The 17,713-nt window shown below is 67.6% G+C and carries 23 protein-coding genes; 11 read left to right on the forward strand and 12 right to left on the reverse strand.

Annotation, left to right across the window (positions count from 1 at the left end; translation table 11 throughout):
- Window positions 1–22: 22 nt before the first annotated feature.
- From BSG17_RS07795 to BSG17_RS26885, 5 genes are all read right to left on the reverse strand, one after another.
- Window positions 23–412, reverse strand: a complete 390-nt coding sequence (locus BSG17_RS07795) for a helix-turn-helix domain-containing protein (protein WP_089822694.1) — start codon at window positions 410–412, stop codon at window positions 23–25.
- Between the two features lie 115 nt (window positions 413–527).
- The gene (locus BSG17_RS07800) at window positions 528–1,175 is read right to left on the reverse strand and encodes a helix-turn-helix domain-containing protein (RefSeq protein ID WP_089822696.1); all 648 of its coding nucleotides are present in this window, start codon (window positions 1,173–1,175) and stop codon (window positions 528–530) included.
- A gap of 234 nt (window positions 1,176–1,409) precedes the next feature.
- Window positions 1,410–1,862 carry a pyridoxamine 5'-phosphate oxidase family protein gene (locus BSG17_RS07805; RefSeq protein ID WP_089822698.1) on the reverse strand — a complete coding sequence of 151 codons (453 nt, stop codon included), beginning with the start codon at window positions 1,860–1,862 and terminating at the stop codon, window positions 1,410–1,412.
- A gap of 68 nt (window positions 1,863–1,930) precedes the next feature.
- Window positions 1,931–3,001 (reverse strand): D-xylose 1-dehydrogenase Gfo6, encoded by a 1,071-nt coding sequence (gfo6, locus tag BSG17_RS07810; RefSeq protein WP_089823050.1) that lies wholly within the window; start codon window positions 2,999–3,001, stop codon window positions 1,931–1,933.
- Window positions 3,002–3,119: 118 nt separating this feature from the next.
- Window positions 3,120–3,266, reverse strand: coding sequence for a DUF7560 family zinc ribbon protein (locus tag BSG17_RS26885; RefSeq protein WP_170864747.1), 147 nt, complete (start codon window positions 3,264–3,266; stop codon window positions 3,120–3,122).
- Window positions 3,267–3,488: 222 nt separating this feature from the next.
- Between BSG17_RS26885 and BSG17_RS07815 the strand changes: the two genes are divergently transcribed.
- Window positions 3,489–3,704, forward strand: a complete 216-nt coding sequence (locus tag BSG17_RS07815) for a DUF7511 domain-containing protein (protein ID WP_089822700.1) — start codon at window positions 3,489–3,491, stop codon at window positions 3,702–3,704.
- A 4-nt stretch (window positions 3,705–3,708) separates the two neighbouring features.
- On the opposite strand, the gene BSG17_RS25930 is transcribed toward BSG17_RS07815, so the two are convergent.
- The 3 genes from BSG17_RS25930 to BSG17_RS07825 all read right to left on the reverse strand — a co-directional run bounded on the left by BSG17_RS25930 (window position 3,709) and on the right by BSG17_RS07825 (window position 5,402).
- Window positions 3,709–3,870, reverse strand: a complete 162-nt coding sequence (locus tag BSG17_RS25930; RefSeq protein WP_139246569.1) for a DUF7560 family zinc ribbon protein — start codon at window positions 3,868–3,870, stop codon at window positions 3,709–3,711.
- A 31-nt stretch (window positions 3,871–3,901) separates the two neighbouring features.
- Entirely contained in the window at window positions 3,902–4,303 is a 402-nt protein-coding gene (locus tag BSG17_RS07820) for a winged helix-turn-helix domain-containing protein (protein ID WP_089822703.1), read from the reverse strand.
- Between the two features lie 64 nt (window positions 4,304–4,367).
- Window positions 4,368–5,402, reverse strand: a complete 1,035-nt coding sequence (locus tag BSG17_RS07825) for an NAD-dependent epimerase/dehydratase family protein (RefSeq protein ID WP_089822705.1) — start codon at window positions 5,400–5,402, stop codon at window positions 4,368–4,370.
- A 155-nt stretch (window positions 5,403–5,557) separates the two neighbouring features.
- Between BSG17_RS07825 and BSG17_RS07830 the strand changes: the two genes are divergently transcribed.
- From BSG17_RS07830 to BSG17_RS07850, 5 genes are all read left to right on the forward strand, one after another.
- Complete coding sequence (locus BSG17_RS07830; protein WP_139246570.1) at window positions 5,558–6,046, forward strand: hypothetical protein; 489 nt, start codon at window positions 5,558–5,560, stop codon at window positions 6,044–6,046.
- A gap of 96 nt (window positions 6,047–6,142) precedes the next feature.
- Window positions 6,143–7,255, forward strand: a complete 1,113-nt coding sequence (gene hemC, locus BSG17_RS07835) for a hydroxymethylbilane synthase (protein WP_089822711.1) — start codon at window positions 6,143–6,145, stop codon at window positions 7,253–7,255.
- Window positions 7,252–8,061, forward strand: coding sequence for a uroporphyrinogen-III C-methyltransferase (cobA, locus tag BSG17_RS07840; protein WP_089822713.1), 810 nt, complete (start codon window positions 7,252–7,254; stop codon window positions 8,059–8,061). The genes hemC and cobA overlap by 4 nt, the downstream gene beginning before the upstream one ends.
- Window positions 8,058–8,807 (forward strand): uroporphyrinogen-III synthase, encoded by a 750-nt coding sequence (locus BSG17_RS07845; RefSeq protein ID WP_089822715.1) that lies wholly within the window; start codon window positions 8,058–8,060, stop codon window positions 8,805–8,807. Before cobA ends, BSG17_RS07845 begins: the two co-directional genes overlap by 4 nt.
- Before the next feature lie 361 nt (window positions 8,808–9,168).
- Complete coding sequence (locus BSG17_RS07850) at window positions 9,169–10,356, forward strand: MFS transporter (protein WP_089822717.1); 1,188 nt, start codon at window positions 9,169–9,171, stop codon at window positions 10,354–10,356.
- 37 nt (window positions 10,357–10,393) lie between these two features.
- Here the strand turns inward: BSG17_RS07850 and BSG17_RS07855 are convergent, their stop codons facing one another.
- Window positions 10,394–11,101: a YqjF family protein gene (locus BSG17_RS07855; protein WP_089822719.1), complete on the reverse strand. Its 708-nt coding sequence runs from the start codon at window positions 11,099–11,101 to the stop codon at window positions 10,394–10,396.
- A 98-nt stretch (window positions 11,102–11,199) separates the two neighbouring features.
- On the opposite strand from BSG17_RS07855, the gene BSG17_RS07860 reads away from it, so the two are divergent.
- From BSG17_RS07860 to BSG17_RS07880, 5 genes are all read left to right on the forward strand, one after another.
- Window positions 11,200–12,612, forward strand: a complete 1,413-nt coding sequence (locus BSG17_RS07860; protein WP_089822721.1) for a RecJ family nuclease — start codon at window positions 11,200–11,202, stop codon at window positions 12,610–12,612.
- A gap of 52 nt (window positions 12,613–12,664) precedes the next feature.
- Window positions 12,665–13,099, forward strand: a complete 435-nt coding sequence (locus BSG17_RS07865) for a hypothetical protein (RefSeq protein WP_089822722.1) — start codon at window positions 12,665–12,667, stop codon at window positions 13,097–13,099.
- Window positions 13,100–13,592: 493 nt separating this feature from the next.
- Window positions 13,593–13,913, forward strand: coding sequence for a DUF5783 family protein (locus tag BSG17_RS07870; protein ID WP_089822724.1), 321 nt, complete (start codon window positions 13,593–13,595; stop codon window positions 13,911–13,913).
- Between the two features lie 56 nt (window positions 13,914–13,969).
- On the forward strand, window positions 13,970–14,341 hold the full coding sequence (locus tag BSG17_RS07875) for a NifU family protein (protein ID WP_089822726.1): 372 nt from the start codon (window positions 13,970–13,972) through the stop codon (window positions 14,339–14,341).
- Window positions 14,342–14,444: 103 nt separating this feature from the next.
- Entirely contained in the window at window positions 14,445–15,986 is a 1,542-nt protein-coding gene (locus BSG17_RS07880; RefSeq protein ID WP_089822728.1) for a sulfatase, read from the forward strand.
- Between the two features lie 49 nt (window positions 15,987–16,035).
- Here BSG17_RS07880 and BSG17_RS07885 read toward each other — a convergent pair whose 3' ends face one another.
- From BSG17_RS07885 to BSG17_RS07895, 3 genes are all read right to left on the reverse strand, one after another.
- Window positions 16,036–16,359, reverse strand: a complete 324-nt coding sequence (locus tag BSG17_RS07885) for a DMT family transporter (RefSeq protein WP_089822730.1) — start codon at window positions 16,357–16,359, stop codon at window positions 16,036–16,038.
- A gap of 47 nt (window positions 16,360–16,406) precedes the next feature.
- Complete coding sequence (locus BSG17_RS07890; RefSeq protein WP_089822732.1) at window positions 16,407–17,303, reverse strand: ketopantoate reductase family protein; 897 nt, start codon at window positions 17,301–17,303, stop codon at window positions 16,407–16,409.
- A gap of 72 nt (window positions 17,304–17,375) precedes the next feature.
- Window positions 17,376–17,669 carry a DUF7130 family rubredoxin-like protein gene (locus tag BSG17_RS07895; RefSeq protein WP_089822734.1) on the reverse strand — a complete coding sequence of 98 codons (294 nt, stop codon included), beginning with the start codon at window positions 17,667–17,669 and terminating at the stop codon, window positions 17,376–17,378.
- Window positions 17,670–17,713 lie beyond the last annotated feature (44 nt).

The raw sequence follows: 17,713 nt of genomic DNA on the forward strand, positions 1-17,713 counted from the left end.
CGCGCGTTGCGCGGGACGTCCACTACGCCGTGAGCGACGTGGTCGCCTCGCGCTCCGAGCGGGTGACGCGTAGTTCGATTCCGTCGGGCGCCACCGACACCGTCACGTCGTCGACGGCGCGGCGGTACTCCGAGGCGTGTTTGCCCGAGCGCCGGACGCGAAGCCGTTCCGAGAGGAGGTCGAGCTCCGTGAGCAGATCGAGCTTTCGGTAGGTCGTCGAGAGTGCGAGATCGCAGCGCTCCGAGAGTTCGCTCGCCGAGAGCGCCTCGCCGTCGGTCGCCGCGAGGATGCACCGACAGTCGGCGTCGTCGAGCGCGTCGAGCATCGCCTGGACGGTCTCATCGTCGTCGACGGTGACGGTCTGCTCCGAACGGGTCGGCTGTGCGGCGGCGGCGAACTGACTCTGGCTCATATCTCATAGAAGTCACCGAGCGACGACTAACTGTCAGCCCCGATAGCGTGGGAGGTTTATATACTCCGGCGAGAGACCTCCCGAGACGGCCGTGTGTTGGTGTTTGACACGGTCGTCAGGACCCGTCTTCGAGGACGTCGCCGAGGAGCTTCGTCTGGGCGGCCGCGAGATGTTCCCGCAGCGTCGACTGGTTGATGTCGAGCGCCGCCGCGATCTCGGTGGCGTTCGCGCGTCGTGGATGGTCGAAGTAGCCTCGCTCGTAGGCGGTCTGGAGCACCTCGAACTGGCGGTCGGTGAGTTTGCTGCGGTCGACGAAGACACTGTCACCGGGCGACTCACCGACCGGCGACCGGACGAGGCGCTTGATGTCGAGTCCGGGGAACCGATCGCGGAGCGCGCCGATAGCGGTCTGTAACTCGACGTAGTCGGCCGCGTAGAACACGACGGTCAGCGAGCCGCGTCGGGCGAAGTAGCGGTCGACGGGACAGCCGAACTCGCCGAGACAGCTACAGGGGCAGGAGACGTCCTCGTGATCGATCCGGTAGAGATGCTTGTTCCCGTACGAGAAGATCGGGTCGACCGGGAGGGTCGCCGGGTCGTGGTCCGTGTCGACGACGAACTCGGTGACGCTCGTCGACTCCGGCGTCGAGACGACGCTCGTCGAGACGCTGTCGACGACCGAGTCGGTCGTCGCCGACACCGACGCGATGGGACACACTTCGGGAGAGTCGAACTCGACGGTCGCGCGGATCCCGGACGACATGAGCGTGATACCGAGTTGTGGGTGGGTAAACTTGAGGATACGGGTCTGCAGCCACGGACGGGTCGAGCGAAGCGACGAGACGACACGGAGTGCGAGGCGGCAGGCAAACGCGAGATGGGGCCGACACGGCGACCGTTAGGGGTTGTCGTAGCCGGCCGGAAGACCAGTGGTCCTCGGCGAGCCACCGGGTTCGATTCTCGCGGAGAAAATCGACGAGCGTCTACGATACCCCTCTCAGTCCTCGGCGACGAGTTCGATCCGGCGACCGTTCAGCGAGTCGGCGGTGAGTTCGTACAGTTTGATGTCGAGATCGCGTTTCGACTCGCCCCAGATCTCGAACAGCGGCCGTTTCGCCTGCCCGTACTGGACGATGCGTTCGGTCGTCATCTCGTCGGTGGTGATACGGTCGAGCGACCCTTCGGCGATGACGCTCCGGTAGGTCTCGCCCTCCTCCTCGTAGACGACGAGGCGGACGCTCGGCGACGAGGAGAGGAACTGTCGTTTCTGACTCTCGGGCGTCGAGACGAGACGCATGTAGAAGCGACGCTCCTCGGGGTCGTATCCGTAAGAGATGGGTATCGCGTAGGGTTCGTCCCCCTGTGCGAGCGAGAGGACGCCGGTCTCGTGTCGTGCGAGGACCTCGTCGATCTCCGCGGGGGTCATCTTCGTCTGTTGGTCCAGAGCCATTCTCGTACCTTGGGATACTTGGGTGACAGGTAATGACTGTTGCTCTTGTGGTGGGCGACGAACGGCGTTCAGACGACGACGCGTTCACCCGTCGATGCTGACTCGTAGAGCGCGTCGATGACCCGCATGTCTACGAGACCGTGTCTCCCGTCGGGTTCGGGCGGACGGTTTCGCTGTAGACAGTTGGCGAAGTAGTCGAACTCCTCGCGCATCTGGTCGACCGGGTCGGGGTGGATCTCCCGGTCGGCGTCGTCCGTCGAGAGCCGTAACACCTTCTCGCTCTGCGGGAAGAACAGCCCCTCGAGCGTCAACTCGCCGTCGGTGCCGACGAGGCGGAGGCTGGAGGCGGTCCGAGCGCTGTGACTCGCGGTACAGGACGCGAGAACGTGGTCGGGGAACTCCAGTTGGAACGCGGTGTGTTCGTCGGTTCCCTCGTATGCCGCCTGTTCGGCCTCGGTGCGAGCGTAGACGGCCTGCGGGTCCGCGTCCAGCACGAAGCGGATCGTGTTCAGCGGGTAGATACCGATGTCGTTGACGGTCGTGCCGCCGGCCAGATCGGGGTCGAGTCGCCAGGAGTCCTCGCTCGCGAACTCGAGCATCGTGTCGGACATATGCCCCAGCACGCTCACGACTTCGCCGACGGCGCCGTTCCGGACCAGTTCGCGGGCCCGTCGAGTGATCGGTTCGGTCTGGACTCGGTAGGCGACCATCAGCGGGACGTCGGCGTCGTCGCAGCTCTGCACCATCGCCTCGGCGTCCGCGACGTCGGCGGCCATGGGTTTCTCACAGAGGACCGCCTTCCCGTGGTCGGCCGCGGACTCGACGTACTCGCGGTGGAGCGCGTTGGGTGTACAGACGTACACCGCGTCGTAGCGGTCGGTCGCCGCCCCGTCGTGGAACTGCTGGTACGAGAGGGTCGCCGTTACGGTGTCGACGTCGGCCGCGACCGACTCGGCCTTCTCGGTCGACGAACTCACGAGCACCGTCGTCTCACAGGCGGTGGCGTCGGCCACCGCCGGGATCGCCTGCTCCCGCGTCCACCATCCGAGGCCGACCATCGCCACGCGGATCGGGTCCTCGTCGGTCGGCCGCTCCCAGTCGCGGGTCAGAACGTCGTCGAGTACGCCATCGAGTGCCATGTCCGGCCGTTCCGTCCGGAGAGGGAAATAAAACGTCCCCGAGGAGAACAGCACCGACCGGCGTTTTCGACGAGCGACGCGGCACTGTGTGACTCGGTTCCCGACGAAGCGAGGGGAGTCACGCGTCGCTGAAAGCCCGCCGAGAGACCGACGACCCGCAGACCACACAGCCGTTGTCGAGGAGGGCGTCACGCATCGACTCGTTGACCAGTATGGACTCGGCGCACTCCGGGCAGACGAACGTGTAGTCCGTACTGTCTGTCACGATACAGTATAGTAGGGAAGCCAGTCCTATATCAACCCCGGTGGTTCTCCGAGGCCGGGAACCGGTCGGTCGGGTTGACACTCGGTGTGGTCGTCCCGTTCTCGGCCGACGGGAACCGCCGAGAAAGCGTATATCCGTGGCGCACGTCTCTCCGAGTGAACTGGGTCGCGGCGGCGGTGACGTCACCGCTACGCCGCCAGACCGGTCAGGGAGCAACAGACGATGAACGACGATACGGTCGACGAACTGGATGAAGCACAACACCCGACCACCGAGACGGCAGCCGAGGGGCCGGTCGTCGGCTTCGAACTGACACTCGCCCGGAACAAGCCGGCAGAGTGTACGCTGTTTCTCGTCGAGAAAGGGGGTGACTCGTCGGGCGACGCTTGGATCACGGCGAGAGAGGGCGCGTTCGTCGACCTCGACTCGTCGAGATAGTCACTCACGGCGAGGACAGCGAGACGAACGCGGTCTCGGAGACGGGCGCACCGCAGACGGGACAGCCGCTCGCGAGCAACGCACGCCGCATCTCGCCGTCGACCTCGAACGCTTCGCCGCGCTCGGGACAGACGAACTCGAACCGGTCGGTGTGAATCTGGGTCATGGGTAGGTCAGTCTCCTCCGAGCGTCCCGTCTCATCGCCGGGACACCTCGTCTTCGTCTCCGTCGACGCCGCCGTCGGTGACGACCTGCCGGATCTCGACGGCGTCGACGCCGGTCAGCGAGACCGAGAGCGTGTCGAACTGCGTGCTGAACTCGCTGGGGAAGTTCCGCTCGGCGTCGATGCGGACGCGCTCCGCGAGGAGCGCGGCGTCGGTGAGTACGCCGAGTTTGCGGTAGACGGTCGACAACGGGACGTCGCAGGCGGCGGCACACTCCTGTGCCGTCCGGGCGCGCTCGCCACAGGTGACGAGGATGCGCCGACAGACGCCGTCGTTGAGCGCGTCGAGGACGGTGATCGGGTCCACGTCGTCGGGCGTCGGGTGTGTGCTGTGCGTGAGTGCGGGATGGGAGACCTGCATCGAGGAGACTGTCATAGCTCTAGAGACGGACGCTTCCCCGAGGTAACTTACACCGCGATATCCGGGGTCGTTTAAGTACTCACGCCGACCCGTCGGCGTCCGACCCGCCGAAGTCGGTGTCGAGTCGCGCCCGCGCGTCGCGCCACGCCGCGACGAGCCGGTCGGGGACGGGGTCGGTCTCCCAGTGGTCAACCCGGTCGCGGTCGTCCAGCCACTCGACCGTTCGTCGGACGCCCTCCGCCCACGAGACGGTCTGTTCGTGGCCGAGCTCCGCCTTCGCCTTCCCGTTGTCGAACACCGTGCTGTACTGGAAGTGGTCTCGTAACGGTTGGGTCCGCTCGGGGACGAGTTCCGAGAGGACGTCGGTCGGGACGTGGACGAGTTCCGGTTCGGGAGCGTCGAGGGCGGCGGCAACCGTTCGATGATACTCGTTCCACGTCAGATGCTCCTCGGCGGTGACGTGGTAGGTCTCGCCCTCGACCCCCTCCGTTTCCACTGCAGACACGAAGGCGCGGGCGACGTCGTCGCGGTGACAGGGGGCCCACACCGACGTGCCGTCGCCGTGGACGACGATGGGTCTCCCCTCGCGGATGCGACTGACGTAGCTCGTCGCGTCGCCGAGCGTGTGGATCAGTCGGCCACCCTCGCCGTAGGTGTGCCACGGGCGGAGGACGGTGACGGGGAACCCCTCGTCGACGTGGGCGGCGAGGAACCGATCCTCGGCGGCGGCCTTGTTCGCGCCGTACTCGCTCGTCGGCGGGTGTCGCGGCGTGTCCTCCGCGAGCGGCATCCGGGAGACCGGGCGAGAGTAGACGTCGATGGTGCTACAGAAGACGTAGCGGTCGATGCGGCCCGAGAAGGCGCGGATCGCGCTCTCGGCGTCCTCGGGCGTGAAACAGACCATGTCGACGACGGCGTCGACGTCGACGTCCGCCATCTGTCGCTCGAAGCGGTCGTAGTCGGTGCGGTCGCCCTCGAGGAAGTCGACGCTGTCGGGGACCCTGGGTTCCGTCTCGCCGCGCGTGTAGCAGGTGACGTCGTGACCCCGCTCGACCAACTGTCGGGTGATACCGGTGCTGATGAGGCCGGTACCGCCGACGAGGAGTACGTCCATGGCGGGGAGCACTCGCCACGGCGGTAAGTAGCCACGGACCGCGGCACTGGGTCGTCGGTGTCGTCGACCGACGGTCGGTCGTCCGTCGACAGTCAGTCGTCCACCGAACGCGAGCCGCGCGGATATTTATGGCCGAGGCCGCCGAACGGTGGGGCATGGACAGCCCTCCATCGGCTAACAGCGCAGTCGAGAAGCGGGACTCCTCGTCGGGGACCGCCGTCGGCGACCTGCTCCCCCGGGCGAGCGTCGACTCGAGGTGGTGGTACTGGATCGCCGCCGTCCCGCTGTTCGCGCTCGTCGGCACCGTGTTCGGGGTACTGTTCGGCATCGTCGGCTTCGTCGGGTTCTTCTTCGGCGTCGGCTTCGACGCCGGGATGCTGTCGGTGCTGCCGTTCGTCGCCGTCGCGCTGGCGGTCACCCTCGTCGCGGCCGTCGGCGGCCTGCTGACGCTCGTTTTCCCGCTCGCGATGTACGTCGACGCGCGGGCGATCACCGAAGCGGCGGCAGACTACGAGTGGCGACCCGACCCGGCGCTGTACGGGCTCGTCGCCCTCGCAGGCGCGCTGACGACGACGTTCGTGGTCACCGTGCCGCTGGCGCTGTACTACCTCTACCGGCGTCACGAGACGGTCGGAACGCCCTGACCCAGCGACGACCCCTCCGTCGCCCGTCTGCGACGGCCCCCCACGCGGGCGACGGGAACTGGTGGCCTTTTCACGGTCGGACGCAGAGACGTGGGTATGAACCGTGGGACGCTTCGACTCGCGACGCGAGGCTCCGACCTCGCGCTGCGACAGGCGGCGAGTGTACAGGAGGCGCTCGAGAGCTACCGATACGAGGTCGAGATTCAAGAGGTCGACACGCGCGGCGACCAGTTGAAAGACGAACTCATCCACCGACTCGGGAAGACCGGCGCGTTCGTCCGCAACGTCGACCAACGCGTGATCGAGGGCGACGCCGACCTGGCAGTCCACTCGATGAAAGACATGCCGACCGAACAGCCGGCGGAACTCACCGTCGCCGGCGTCCCCGAGCGCGCGCCGGCGTTCGACGCGCTCGTCTCGCCCGAGGGGTACGAGTTCGACGACCTCCCCGTCGGGTCGACCGTCGGCACCTCGTCGCTGCGTCGGAAGGCGCAGATCCTCAACGCGCGGCCCGATCTGACGGTCGAGCCGCTGCGCGGCAACGTCGACACGCGTATCGAGAAGTTGCTCGCGGCCGACCTCCAGACCGAACACGAAGAGCGGCTGGAGGCGTCGAAAGACGAGAAGGGTCACGCCGGCGACGACGACTACGAGGCCGAGTACGAGCGGTCGGTCGAGGAGTGGTTCGACGACCTCTCTGAGCTCGAACGCGGCGCGCTCGAACACGACCTCGACGTCGAGTACGACGCTATCGTCCTCGCGGAGGCGGGGCTCCGCCGGAGCGGCCTCCACCACCACGTCGAGTTCGAGCGGCTCCCGCGCGCGAAGTTCGTCCCCGCACCCGGACAGGGGGCGCTCGCCGTCACGGCCGCCGACCCGGACGTCGTCGAGACGGTCAACACGGCCGTCGACCACCCGCGGACGCGCATCGAGACGACCGTCGAGCGGACGGTGCTCGAGGAACTCGGCGGCGGCTGTGTCGCACCCATCGGAATTCACGCCATCCTGCAGGGGTCGTACGTTCACACGGAGGTGCAGGTGTTGAGCCAGGACGGCGAGGAACTCGTCGAATCCAAGCGTGATCTGCCGGTCGACGACCACGCGAACGGGGCCGTCGAACTCGCGGCCAGCCTCCGTGACCGCGGCGCGGCCGACCTCATCGAGGCGGCGAAACGCGAGACGAGCGACGAGGGGACTCGAAACGAATGAGCGACTCGAGCGAACCGAACGAGCACCGCGTCGGGAAGGTCTACCTCGTCGGTAGCGGCCCCGGCGACCCCGAGTTGATGACCGTGAAGGCGCGTCGACTCGTCGAGGAGGCCGACGTCGTCCTCCACGACAAACTTCCCGGCCCGGAGATCCTCGGACTCGTCCCCGAGGAGCGCCGCGAGGACGTCGGCAAGCGCGCCGGCGGCGAGTGGACGCCACAGGAGTACACCAACCGCCGACTCGTCGAGCTCGCGGAGGAGGGGAAGATGGTCGTTCGACTGAAGGGTGGCGACCCGTTCGTCTTCGGCCGCGGCGGCGAGGAGATGGAACATCTCGCCGAAAACGGGATCCCGTTCGAGGTCGTCCCTGGTATCACCTCTCCCATCGGCGGTCCCGGGGTCGCAGGTATCCCCGTCACGCACCGCGACCACACCTCCTCGGTGTCGTTCGTCACCGGTCACGAGGACCCGACGAAGGAGGAGTCCGCCGTCGACTGGCAGGCGCTGGCCGACACCGGCGGCACCATCGTCGTACTGATGGGCGTCGGCAAACTGCCGCAGTACACGCAGGCGCTGCTCGACGCGGGCAAATCCCCCGAGACGCCCGTCGCGCTCGTCGAACGGGCGACGTGGCCCGACATGCGCGTCGCGACGGGGACGTTGGAGACCATCGTCGACGTCAGGGATAGCGAAGATATCGAACCCCCCGCCATCACCGTGATCGGCGAGGTCGCGGCGACTCGCGAGAGAGTCGTGACGTTCCTCGCGAACCGAACGGGCGAGTACGAGGAGGAAGGAAGCGAATGAGTCAGCAGGTCCGCGTCGCCGTCTTCCGCCCGGACGACGAGCGCATGGCCGACGCCGTCGAACTGCTCGACTCGCTCGGGGCGACGGCCGTCGCCGATCCGATGCTCGAAGTCCGACCGACCGGCGAAGCGCCGCACACCGACAACGCCGACTACGTCGTGCTGACGAGCAAGACCGGCGTCGAACTCGCCGCCGAGGCGGGGTGGGAGCCCGGCGACGCCGTCGTCGTCGCGATCGGCGACAGCACCGCCGACGCGCTCCGACGGGCCGGCTACCGCGTCGACCGCGTACCCGAAGAGTTCACCTCGTCGGGGTTGGTCGAGCTGCTCGCCGACGAAGTGAGCGGGAAGCGCGTCGAAGTCGCCCGCAGCGACCACGGGAGTCCCGTGTTGACCGACGGCCTACGCGAGGCCGGTGCCGACGTCACCGAGACGGTGCTGTACCGACTCGTGAAACCCGAGGGCGCAGGGGAGTCCGCCGAGATGGCCGCCGCCGGCGATCTCGAAGCGGTCCTGTTCACCTCGTCGCTGACGGTCGAACACTTCCTCGACGCCGCCGAGGAACGCGGCGTCCGCGAGGCGGCGATCGAGGGGCTGAACGACGCCGTCATCGGCACCATCGGAGAGCCGACGAAGGAGACCGCCGAGTCCTACGGTATCACGGTCGACGTCGTCCCCGACGTCGCCGACTTCGAGGAACTGGCGTGTGCCGTCGTCGAGACGGCCGCGCCGACGTACCACGAGTAGAACGTTTCCCGGAGAGGGTGTTCAACCGCCGTGGCGCGTGGCTTCGCGCCGCTCGTCGGCGCGTAACACTCGTGCGAGGGATGAGCGAACGCCAGTGAGCGAATCGGTTGGGGAGGGTGTGGCTGTGCTGTACGGGCGGGACTGAAGGGGGACGTATTCTCGACGACGGCGGACGCAGCAAGCACCGCAGCGAACGTAGTGAGTGAGGCGCGCAGCGAGACCCCCGAGTCGAGAATACGTGGGCTTTCAAGGACCGCGAGCAACGCTACGAGTTCGCGACGACGCATCAGAGAGTTGTACAAACCAGAAAACCCGGCCGCACTCGTTACGTTTACCCCGCACAGTCCCAGATTCTCGAACAGTGGCAACCGAGTCGAACGTGACGAGTGCGTCGAGGAGTTGGCGGTCGGTGGCGACGGTCGCAGGCTGGCAGACGGCCGCGAGCCTCTGTTACTACACCATCTTCGCGGCGACCGGGTTCGTCCGCGACGCCTTCTCGCTCTCGGAGTCGCTGGTCGGCGTCTTTCTTACTGCCGCGTTACTCGGCTACACGGTGATGCTCTTTCCAAGCGGCGCGGCCGTCGACGGCTTCGGCGAGAAGCGGCTGATGATCGTCGGCCTCGCGGCGCTGGCCGTCGCCGCCGTCGCCGTGTCGCTGGCACCCTCCTACGGCCTGCTGTTGGGCGCCGGCGCCGTGCTCGGGGCGGCCTACTCGACGGCGATGCCCGCCTCGAACCGCGCCATCGTCGCCAGTTCGCCGCCGGGGCGACAGGGGCTCGCGATGGGACTGAAACAGGTCGGCGTCACCGCCGGCAGCGGCGCGGCGTCGCTGGTCGTCACGGGCGTCGCCGCCGTCGCCGCCTGGCAGGCGGGGTTCTGGGTCGTCGCGGCGCTCGCCGGCGGCTACGCGCTCGGCTTCGTCGCGCTCTACGACGGCTCTCGCGGGAGCGGCGAGTTCTCGCTGCCAGACCTCTCGGGGCTGTGGGACAACCGCGCCTACGTCCTGCTCGTGGCCGCCGGTCTGTTCGTCGGCGCGTCCATCTTCTCGATGCTGGGCTACACCGTCCTCTACGTGCAGGACGCCGTGGGAGCGAGCGCCGCCGCGGGCGGTATCGTCCTCGCGCTGACGCAGGTGACGGGGAGCGTCGGCCGCATCGGTGCCGGCAGTCTCGCGGACCGCCTCGGCGGCGCGAGAGGGGCGGCCACCGTCGCGCTCGGACAGATGGGCGTCTCGATCCTGCTGTTCGGTACCCTCGCCGGCGGCGAGTGGTCGCTCCCGGTCGTCGTCGGCCTGTTCGTGGGACTCGGCCTCTCGGTCCACGGGTCGACCGGCGTCTTCTACTCCTGTCTCTCCGAACTCGTCGACGGCGACGACATCGGCGGCGCGACCGCCGGGGGACAGACGGCCATCAACGCGGGGGGGCTCGTCGCCCCGCCGCTGTTCGGCCTCCTGGTCGAGACGGGCGGCTACGGCCTCGGCTGGGGGCTGTTGACCGGGACAACGCTGGCGGCGACGGCGCTCTTCGTCGGCGTACTCTGGCGGCTGTAGCCGCCGCGTCGGCAGGAGTCGACAAGAGTCGGCAACGTCACTGACGGACCAGCCACGGCAGCGACGCGTGCATCGGCCACGACGGGGAGTATCGGACGGCCGGCTCGGAAGACGGCGTCGGGACGCCCGCGGCGTCGAACAGCGTGTTCTCCCAGAGGGTCGCCGTCGCCGGCCGGAACGCCGGCGTCTCGCGCTCGACGTCGAGCGCCCACAGCGTCCCGCCCGCCGCACCGAAGACGCGGCCGTGTCCACCGATCCAGCGGTCCCGGTCGCGGCCGTCGACGGCACTCGACTCCCCGTCGAGCGTCACCGTCGCCTCGAACGTCGCCGGCGGCATCCCGAGCTGGTCGCGTCGGCTGACGACGTGGACGCCGTCGTCGTCCCGTTCGACGCGGCCGTCGGCGGCGACGTAGGGGATCCGCGAGGTGAGTCGGAAGAGGTGTGCGATCGGGCGGTCACCGGCGTCGACGCTGAAGACGTACCGACCGGGTGTCCCCCGGTGCCAGACGTAGGTCTGGAGTCGGAGTTCGGAGAACGATCGACCCAGCCGCGCGGGGGTTCCGCGCGGTCGCAGGTCGGTCGCGCCGAACGCGACGACCGAGAGCCACGCCGTCTCGTCGAACAGCGACAGGTCGAGCGGGGTCGGCAGTCGAGGGCGGAGCAGGTCGGGGTCGACCGGCCAGTGGAGACAGACGACGTCCTCGGCGGTCATCGTCGCCACCGACGGGCGCACGGGCGGAGTCATCCGTGCGGACAGTCGGCCGACGGTGGTATCACCGTTCCGGCGGCAGCGACCACACCGAGAGCGAGCGTTTAAATCCGAAACCGCCCCAATCGGGAGTGATGGCAGGTCCCGTTCCCGAACTTCACGACCGCGCGGTGGCGTGTGCCGACCGGTTGCGCGCGGTCGACTCCGTGCTCCTCGCCTCGCACATCGACGCCGACGGGCTCACCAGCGCCGCCGTCGCGTCGGCGGCGCTCGAACGCGCGGGAATCCCGTTCGACACCGTCTTCTCGAAACAGCTCGACGCCGAGGAGATCGCCGCCATCGCGGCGACCGACCACGAGACGGTGCTGTTCACCGACTTCGGGAGCGGCCAACTCGACATCGTCGCCGAACACGAGGCGGCGGGCGACTTCACGCCCGTCGTCGCCGACCACCACCAGCCCGCCGATGCTGAGACCGAGTTCCACCTCAACCCCTTACTCTTCGGCATCGACGGGGCGAGCGAACTGTCGGGCGCGGGGGCGAGCTACGTCCTCGCACGAGCGCTCGAACCCGAGGGAGGAGACAACAGAGATCTCGCCGCGCTCGCCGTCGTCGGCGCGGTCGGCGACATGCAGGACTCCGAGGGCGGCCTGCAGGGAGCCAACGAGGGCATCGTCGCCGAGGGCGTCGAGGCGGGGGTTCTCGACCCCGCGAAAGACCTCGCGCTCTACGGTCGGCAGACCCGTCCCCTCCCCAAACTGCTGGAGTACGCCAGCGAGCTCCGAATTCCGGGCGTCTCGAACGACGAAAACGGCTCTATCGCCTTCCTCTCCGACCTCGGACTCGACCTGAAGGCCGACGGCGAGTGGAAGCGGTGGGTCGATCTCACACAGGAGGAGCGCCAGACCGTGGTCAGCGCGCTGATCAAGCGCGCCGTCTCGAAGGGCGTCCCGCCGGATCGGGTGAACACGCTCGTCGGGACGACGTACAGCCTCGTCGACGAGGAGGAGGGGACCGAGTTACGGGACGTCAGCGAGTTTTCGACGCTCCTCAACGCGACGGCCCGCTACGACCGTGCGGACGTGGGTCTCGCGGTCTGTCTCGGCGACCGCGGAGAGGCGCTCGACCGCGCGCGGAAGCTGTTGCGAAACCACCGGCGGAACCTCTCGGAGGGGCTCCAGTGGGTGAAGACCGAGGGCGTCACGGTCGAAGAACACATCCAGTGGTTCGACGCCGGGGCGCGCATCCGCGAGACCATCGTCGGCATCGTCGCCGGGATGGCTGTCGGCGCGGACGGCATCAGCCGCCGCAAACCCATCCTCGCGTTCGCCGAGAAGGGCGACGAAGAGCTGAAGGTCTCGGCCCGCGGCAGCCACTTCCTCACCGAAAAGGGGCTGGACCTCTCGGTCGTGATGCGCGAGGCCTCACGACACGTCGGCGGCGACGGCGGCGGTCACGACGTCGCCGCCGGCGCGACGATCCCCGCAGGGAAGCGAGCGGCGTTCGTCGCCGAGGCCGACCGGCTCGTCGGCGAACAGTTGGGGTAACGAATCGGCCGGCGACCTTACGAGGCTGTTGTGCGTCACGTCGAGTAGAGCAATGGCTGACGACGACGCGAACGACGCAACAGGCGGGACGGATCTATCGAGACGCCACTATCTGGCCGGCGGGGTCGCGGCCCTCTCTGTCGGAACCGCAGGCTGTGTCACGACGGGGTTACGACTCGAAACCGAGGACGTCGAGTCGTCGGACGTCTTCGACTCCGTGTCGCTCTCGGAGTCGTGGACGGCGAGCACCGCGACGGCGAAGGTGAAACTCACCGAGAGCGGAGCCAAGGAGTCGAACGTCCGGGGGTTGACGACCGTCGCTTCCGACGGCAGCAGCACCTGGGCGGGAACGGTCGACGCCGGGCAGACGAGCGTCTCGAACGTCCTCCTCCCCGTCGGCGAGTCGGCGACTATCGTCGCCGCCAACGGGAGCAAAGAGTTCGTCGGCGAGGTGAGCGTCCGAGTGGTCGGATCGACGGTTCCGTAGAGACGAGCCCGTCAGAGGCAGGCTCTTTCGTATCGCCCCATATAATTTACCGAGGTGGCAGACGCGGGTGGATGTCGCTGTACCCGTCGCGTCGACTCGGGTGTCGCGACGTCATCGTTGCGGGAAGCAAGAGTACAGCGGTTCAGCTATCGTGAGACACCGTGAGCGACGCCCCGACCGAGTTCGTGTCCCGACGTCGCTGTGAGCGCTGCGCGCATCGGTCCCGACCCGGAGACGTCGTCCACAGAACCATCCGGGTAACGCGCTAGTTTCTCTCGGAGACGAGGAGGACTCGGACGTCTCCCCCCTTTCCAGAAAGACCGGCGTCGCGGTGACGGTCATCCCGAGGTGCAGAGCGATCAGCGTCCCATCTCGTCGATGCGCGAACGGTAGCGTTCGGGACACCGACCCCGGAATAAACCATAGCGTGCGATACGAAATTCCCGCCGCGACCAATCGTCCGACTTTTCTCTCTGCCCGCGAACTCCCGAGTATGACCGAGTTCGACCCCGAGAAGTTCGAGGACAAGTACGTTCACTACTTCCAACAGCTCCAGCGGGCGTACAAGAACGCCTTCGAGACGATGAACGAGCAGTACGACTCCGAGCTCATCCACGGTATCGACCAGCAGATACTGAACGAATCCGAACCGTTCTACGAGGACGGCGAGTTCTACGTGCAGCTCCCCGAGAACCCGACCGAGCGGTTGACCGCCATCGTCGCCGACGAGGAGAAGGTGGAGACGACGTTGGAACGATACGTCGACGAGATCGAAGCCGAGCTACACCGAGTGTTCGGCGTCGACCGTAACTGAACTCGCGCGCACGCGTGAACCAAAGGCCTAAGAACGCAGACCCCCAACCCCGGAGCATGAGCACGGAGAGCCAGGACACCGACGACCTCAAAGACCGCGTGACAAACTTCCTGCGCCGAAACTTCCCGCAGATTCAGATGCACGGCGGGAGCGCCGCCATCCAGGACCTCAACCGCGAGACGGGAGAGGTCACCATCCTCCTCGGCGGTGCCTGTTCGGGCTGCGGTATCTCGCCGATGACGATCCAGGCGATCAAGACCCGGATGGTCAAGGAGATCCCCGAGATCAACGAAGTCCACGCCGAGACGGGGATGGACGGCGGCGGCGGCGGGATGGGCGACAGCGGCGGGATGAGTCCGTCGTTCCCCGGCGAGACGAGCGACGACGACGGCGGCAGCAGCGACGAAGGTCCGCAGGCCCCCTTCTAGCGAAACCGACTTTTCTCCGTTTTCGACAGGTGTGAGCGGTGCCGCCGGCCGCTGGCCGTCGACAAACAGGAGGTTTATCCTACCGAGCGTCGGACTCACCTGTATGACCAGCGAGTCCCCCCGGAACGTGTTGTTCGTCGTGATGGACACCGTCCGGAAGGACCACCTCACGCCGTACGGCTACGACCGACCGACGACGCCAGGGTTGGAGGCGTTCGCCGAGGAGGCAACCGTCTTCGAGCAGGCAGTCGCACCGGCTCCCTGGACGCTCCCGGTGCACGCGTCGCTCTTCACCGGGATGTATCCGAGTCAACACGGGGCCGACCAGGAGAACCCCTATCTCGACGGCGCCACGACGCTCGCGGAGACGCTCTCTGCGGCGGGGTACGACACCGCCTGTTACTCCTCAAACGCGTGGATCACACCCTACACCCACCTCACGGACGGGTTCGACGACCAGGACAACTTCTTCGAAGTCATGCCCGGCGAGTTCCTCTCGGGACCGCTCGCGAAGGCCTGGCAGACGCTCAACGACAACGACGCGCTGCGCGCCGTGGCGGACAAACTCGTCAGCCTCGGCAACACCGCCCACGAGTATCTCGCCGGCGGCGAGGGGGCGGACTCGAAGACGCCCGCCGTCGTCGACCAGACGATGGAGTTCGTCGACGACTCCGAGCAGTTCTTCGCGTTCATCAACCTGATGGACGCACACCTGCCGTACCACCCGCCGAAGGAGTTCAGAGACGAGTTCGCCCCGGGCGTCGACTCGACGGACGTGTGTCAGAACTCCAAGGAGTACAACTCCGGCGCACGCGACATCGACGACGACGAGTGGGAGGACATCAGAGGGCTCTACGACGCGGAGATCGCCCACATCGACTCGCAGTTGACTCGCCTGTTCGACCACCTGAAGGAGACGGGACGCTGGGACGACACGATGGTGGTCGTCTGTGCGGACCACGGCGAACTCCACGGCGAACACGACCTCTACGGCCACGAGTTCTGCCTCTACGACCCGCTGGTGAACGTGCCGCTGATGGTGAAACACCCCGAGTTAGAGGCGGACCGCCGCGAGGACCAGGTCGAACTCGTCGACCTCTATCACACCGTCCTCGACTCGCTCGGCGTCGACGGCGGCACGCCGGCGTCGCCCGGCGACGACGTCGTCGCGCTCGACCGGACGCGGTCGCTCATCTCCGGGAGCTACCGGCAGTTCAAACGCGCGGACGCTACGGACCCCGGCCAGCGCGGCGACGGGAAGTACGCCTTCGTCGAGTACTCCCGTCCGGTCGTCGAGCTGAAACAGTTGGAGGAGAAGGCCAAGGACGCCGGAATCACCCTTCCCGAACAGTCGCGCTACTACTCGCGGATGCGGGCGGCCCGTCGGCGCGAGGCGAAGTACGTCCGCATCGACCGCATCGAGGACGAGGCGTACCGCATCGACGAGGACCCCGAGGAGACGACCAACCTCGCGGACTCCGAGGACGACCTGATCGCCGAGACCGAGGCGACGCTCGCGGAGTTCGAGGAGGCCGTCGGCGGCGCGTGGGACACCGCAGACGACGCGGACGTCTCCGACGACGCGGTCCAGGAGATGGACGAGGAGGCCCAGGAGCGACTGCGCGATCTGGGCTACATGGAGTAGCCGCGAGGACCGACGGAGCGTCGAGCGCGGCGACTCGGGTCGGCCCGGCTCAGGCGGTCAACTGCAGACCGACGACGCCGGCGACGATAGTGCCGATGCAGGCCAGTCGGGCCGCAGTCACCGGTTCGTCGAAGAGGACGATACCCAAAGCCGCCGTGCCGACGGCACCGATGCCGGTCCAGACGGCGTAGGCGGTGCCGACCGGGAGCGACTGGACGGCTTTCGCGAGGAGTCCGACGCTGAGTGCCATCGCGACCACCACGACGACCGAGGCCCGGAGGTTCGAGAACCCGTCGGCGTACTCGAGGTTGACGGCCCAGATCGTCTCGAAGAGGGCGGCGACGAGGAGGACCCCCCAGGCGAGTCGACTCATTACGTCCGACCAGTCGGCCCAGCGCGAAGTAGTCGACGATTCTCCTCTCAGCGGAGTTCCCGGCCTGACTCCCACGCCCGCAACAGCCCCGCGAGGACTCGGTTCGTCGGCACGTCGATATCGTGCGCGTCGGCGCGGTCGACGACGGTCCCGGTGATGGCGTCGACCTCGGTGCGTCTCCCGCTGTCGACGTCTTGGAGCATCGACGACCGGTTCCTCGCCGTCCCGTCGACGACGTCGTCGAGTGCGGCACGGGCGACGCGGTTCGGTAATCTCACCCCCTCGGCGCGGGCGACGCGAGCAGCCTCGCGGGCGGCCGCGTGGGCCAACTCGGCGGCGTCGCCGTCGCCGAGCGCACCGTTCTCGACGCGAGCGAGAGCGGTGACGGTGTTGATACCCGCGTTGACGGCCAGTTTCTCCCAGCGTCGCCGGGGCATGTCGGTCGCGACGAGCGTCTCGACGTCGGCGTCACGAAACGCCTTCCCGACCCGTTCGGCGAGCGACGAGGGGCCGCCGTCGAGCGCTCCGAGGGCGACTTCGCCGACGCCGGTGCACGCGACGTGGCCGGGTTCGCGGAGACGTGCGCCGTACGTCGCGGTGCCTGCGAGCACGGGCGTGTCGAGTCGGTCGGCGAGAATCTCCTCGGTCAACCCGTTCTGCAGCGAGAGCACCGCGTCGAACGAACCGGTGGCGAGGGCGTCGGCGGCCGTGGGGGTGTCGAACGACTTGACGGTGACGACGGCGAGGTTGGCCGTCAGGTGGCGACCGTCGGTCACCGCGTCGGGGGAGACGTGAGCCTCCAGTTCGCCGGTGACGCGGAGACCGCCCTCGCGGACACGGGCGACGTGCGGGTCGCGACCGACGAGCGTCACGTCGTGTGCGCGCGCGAGGAGCCCACCGAGGAGACTCCCGAGGCTTCCCGCACCGAAGACGACGATATCCATACGCTCACGTCGACGGCGGGGATGAAAAACGGGCGCGGTTGCGGTCGGTTCGCCGGACACCGACGCGACCGGTCAGTCCTCGGTCCAGTAGAACAGGTTCTCTCTCGGTGCGTCGCAGTTCGGACAGCGCTTCGGGAGGTTGTCGGTGAGCTTGTCCATCTCGCCGCAGTCCCCACAGCGCCAGACGAGCTCCGCCTCGCCAAACTCGTGGCCCGAGCGCTCGTGTTCGATGGACAACGACTCGATACCGTCGCGGGTCGTCACGAAGAAGCCGTCGTCTCCCAGTCCACGGATGGTCCCGATCGGGTCGCCGCCCTCGGTGTACACCGTCGTTCCGATGGACACTTTGGTCGTCTCTTGGCTCATGTAGTGTGTGTACGCGTGCCAAGGGCATAAAGTCGGGCGGCAGA

This window comes from Halogranum amylolyticum (assembly GCF_900110465.1).
GTDB lineage: Archaea > Halobacteriota > Halobacteria > Halobacteriales > Haloferacaceae > Halogranum > Halogranum amylolyticum.

What these genes read in the sequence shown, in the direction of transcription:
- BSG17_RS07795 (WP_089822694.1), bottom strand. Translation starts at nt 412, where the DNA reads ATGAGCCAGAGTCAGTTCGCCGCCGCCGCACAGCCGACCCGTTCGGAG.
- BSG17_RS07800 (WP_089822696.1), bottom strand. Translation starts at nt 1,175, where the DNA reads ATGTCGTCCGGGATCCGCGCGACCGTCGAGTTCGACTCTCCCGAAGTG.
- BSG17_RS07805 (WP_089822698.1), bottom strand. Translation starts at nt 1,862, where the DNA reads ATGGCTCTGGACCAACAGACGAAGATGACCCCCGCGGAGATCGACGAG.
- gfo6 (WP_089823050.1), bottom strand. Translation starts at nt 3,001, where the DNA reads ATGGCACTCGATGGCGTACTCGACGACGTTCTGACCCGCGACTGGGAG.
- BSG17_RS07815 (WP_089822700.1), top strand. Translation starts at nt 3,489, where the DNA reads ATGAACGACGATACGGTCGACGAACTGGATGAAGCACAACACCCGACC.
- BSG17_RS25930 (WP_139246569.1), bottom strand. Translation starts at nt 3,870, where the DNA reads ATGACCCAGATTCACACCGACCGGTTCGAGTTCGTCTGTCCCGAGCGC.
- BSG17_RS07820 (WP_089822703.1), bottom strand. Translation starts at nt 4,303, where the DNA reads ATGACAGTCTCCTCGATGCAGGTCTCCCATCCCGCACTCACGCACAGC.
- BSG17_RS07825 (WP_089822705.1), bottom strand. Translation starts at nt 5,402, where the DNA reads ATGGACGTACTCCTCGTCGGCGGTACCGGCCTCATCAGCACCGGTATC.
- BSG17_RS07830 (WP_139246570.1), top strand. Translation starts at nt 5,558, where the DNA reads ATGGACAGCCCTCCATCGGCTAACAGCGCAGTCGAGAAGCGGGACTCC.
- hemC (WP_089822711.1), top strand. Translation starts at nt 6,143, where the DNA reads ATGAACCGTGGGACGCTTCGACTCGCGACGCGAGGCTCCGACCTCGCG.
- cobA (WP_089822713.1), top strand. Translation starts at nt 7,252, where the DNA reads ATGAGCGACTCGAGCGAACCGAACGAGCACCGCGTCGGGAAGGTCTAC.
- BSG17_RS07845 (WP_089822715.1), top strand. Translation starts at nt 8,058, where the DNA reads ATGAGTCAGCAGGTCCGCGTCGCCGTCTTCCGCCCGGACGACGAGCGC.
- BSG17_RS07855 (WP_089822719.1), bottom strand. Translation starts at nt 11,101, where the DNA reads ATGACTCCGCCCGTGCGCCCGTCGGTGGCGACGATGACCGCCGAGGAC.
- BSG17_RS07860 (WP_089822721.1), top strand. Translation starts at nt 11,200, where the DNA reads ATGGCAGGTCCCGTTCCCGAACTTCACGACCGCGCGGTGGCGTGTGCC.
- BSG17_RS07865 (WP_089822722.1), top strand. Translation starts at nt 12,665, where the DNA reads ATGGCTGACGACGACGCGAACGACGCAACAGGCGGGACGGATCTATCG.
- BSG17_RS07870 (WP_089822724.1), top strand. Translation starts at nt 13,593, where the DNA reads ATGACCGAGTTCGACCCCGAGAAGTTCGAGGACAAGTACGTTCACTAC.
- BSG17_RS07875 (WP_089822726.1), top strand. Translation starts at nt 13,970, where the DNA reads ATGAGCACGGAGAGCCAGGACACCGACGACCTCAAAGACCGCGTGACA.
- BSG17_RS07880 (WP_089822728.1), top strand. Translation starts at nt 14,445, where the DNA reads ATGACCAGCGAGTCCCCCCGGAACGTGTTGTTCGTCGTGATGGACACC.
- BSG17_RS07885 (WP_089822730.1), bottom strand. Translation starts at nt 16,359, where the DNA reads ATGAGTCGACTCGCCTGGGGGGTCCTCCTCGTCGCCGCCCTCTTCGAG.
- BSG17_RS07890 (WP_089822732.1), bottom strand. Translation starts at nt 17,303, where the DNA reads ATGGATATCGTCGTCTTCGGTGCGGGAAGCCTCGGGAGTCTCCTCGGT.
- BSG17_RS07895 (WP_089822734.1), bottom strand. Translation starts at nt 17,669, where the DNA reads ATGAGCCAAGAGACGACCAAAGTGTCCATCGGAACGACGGTGTACACC.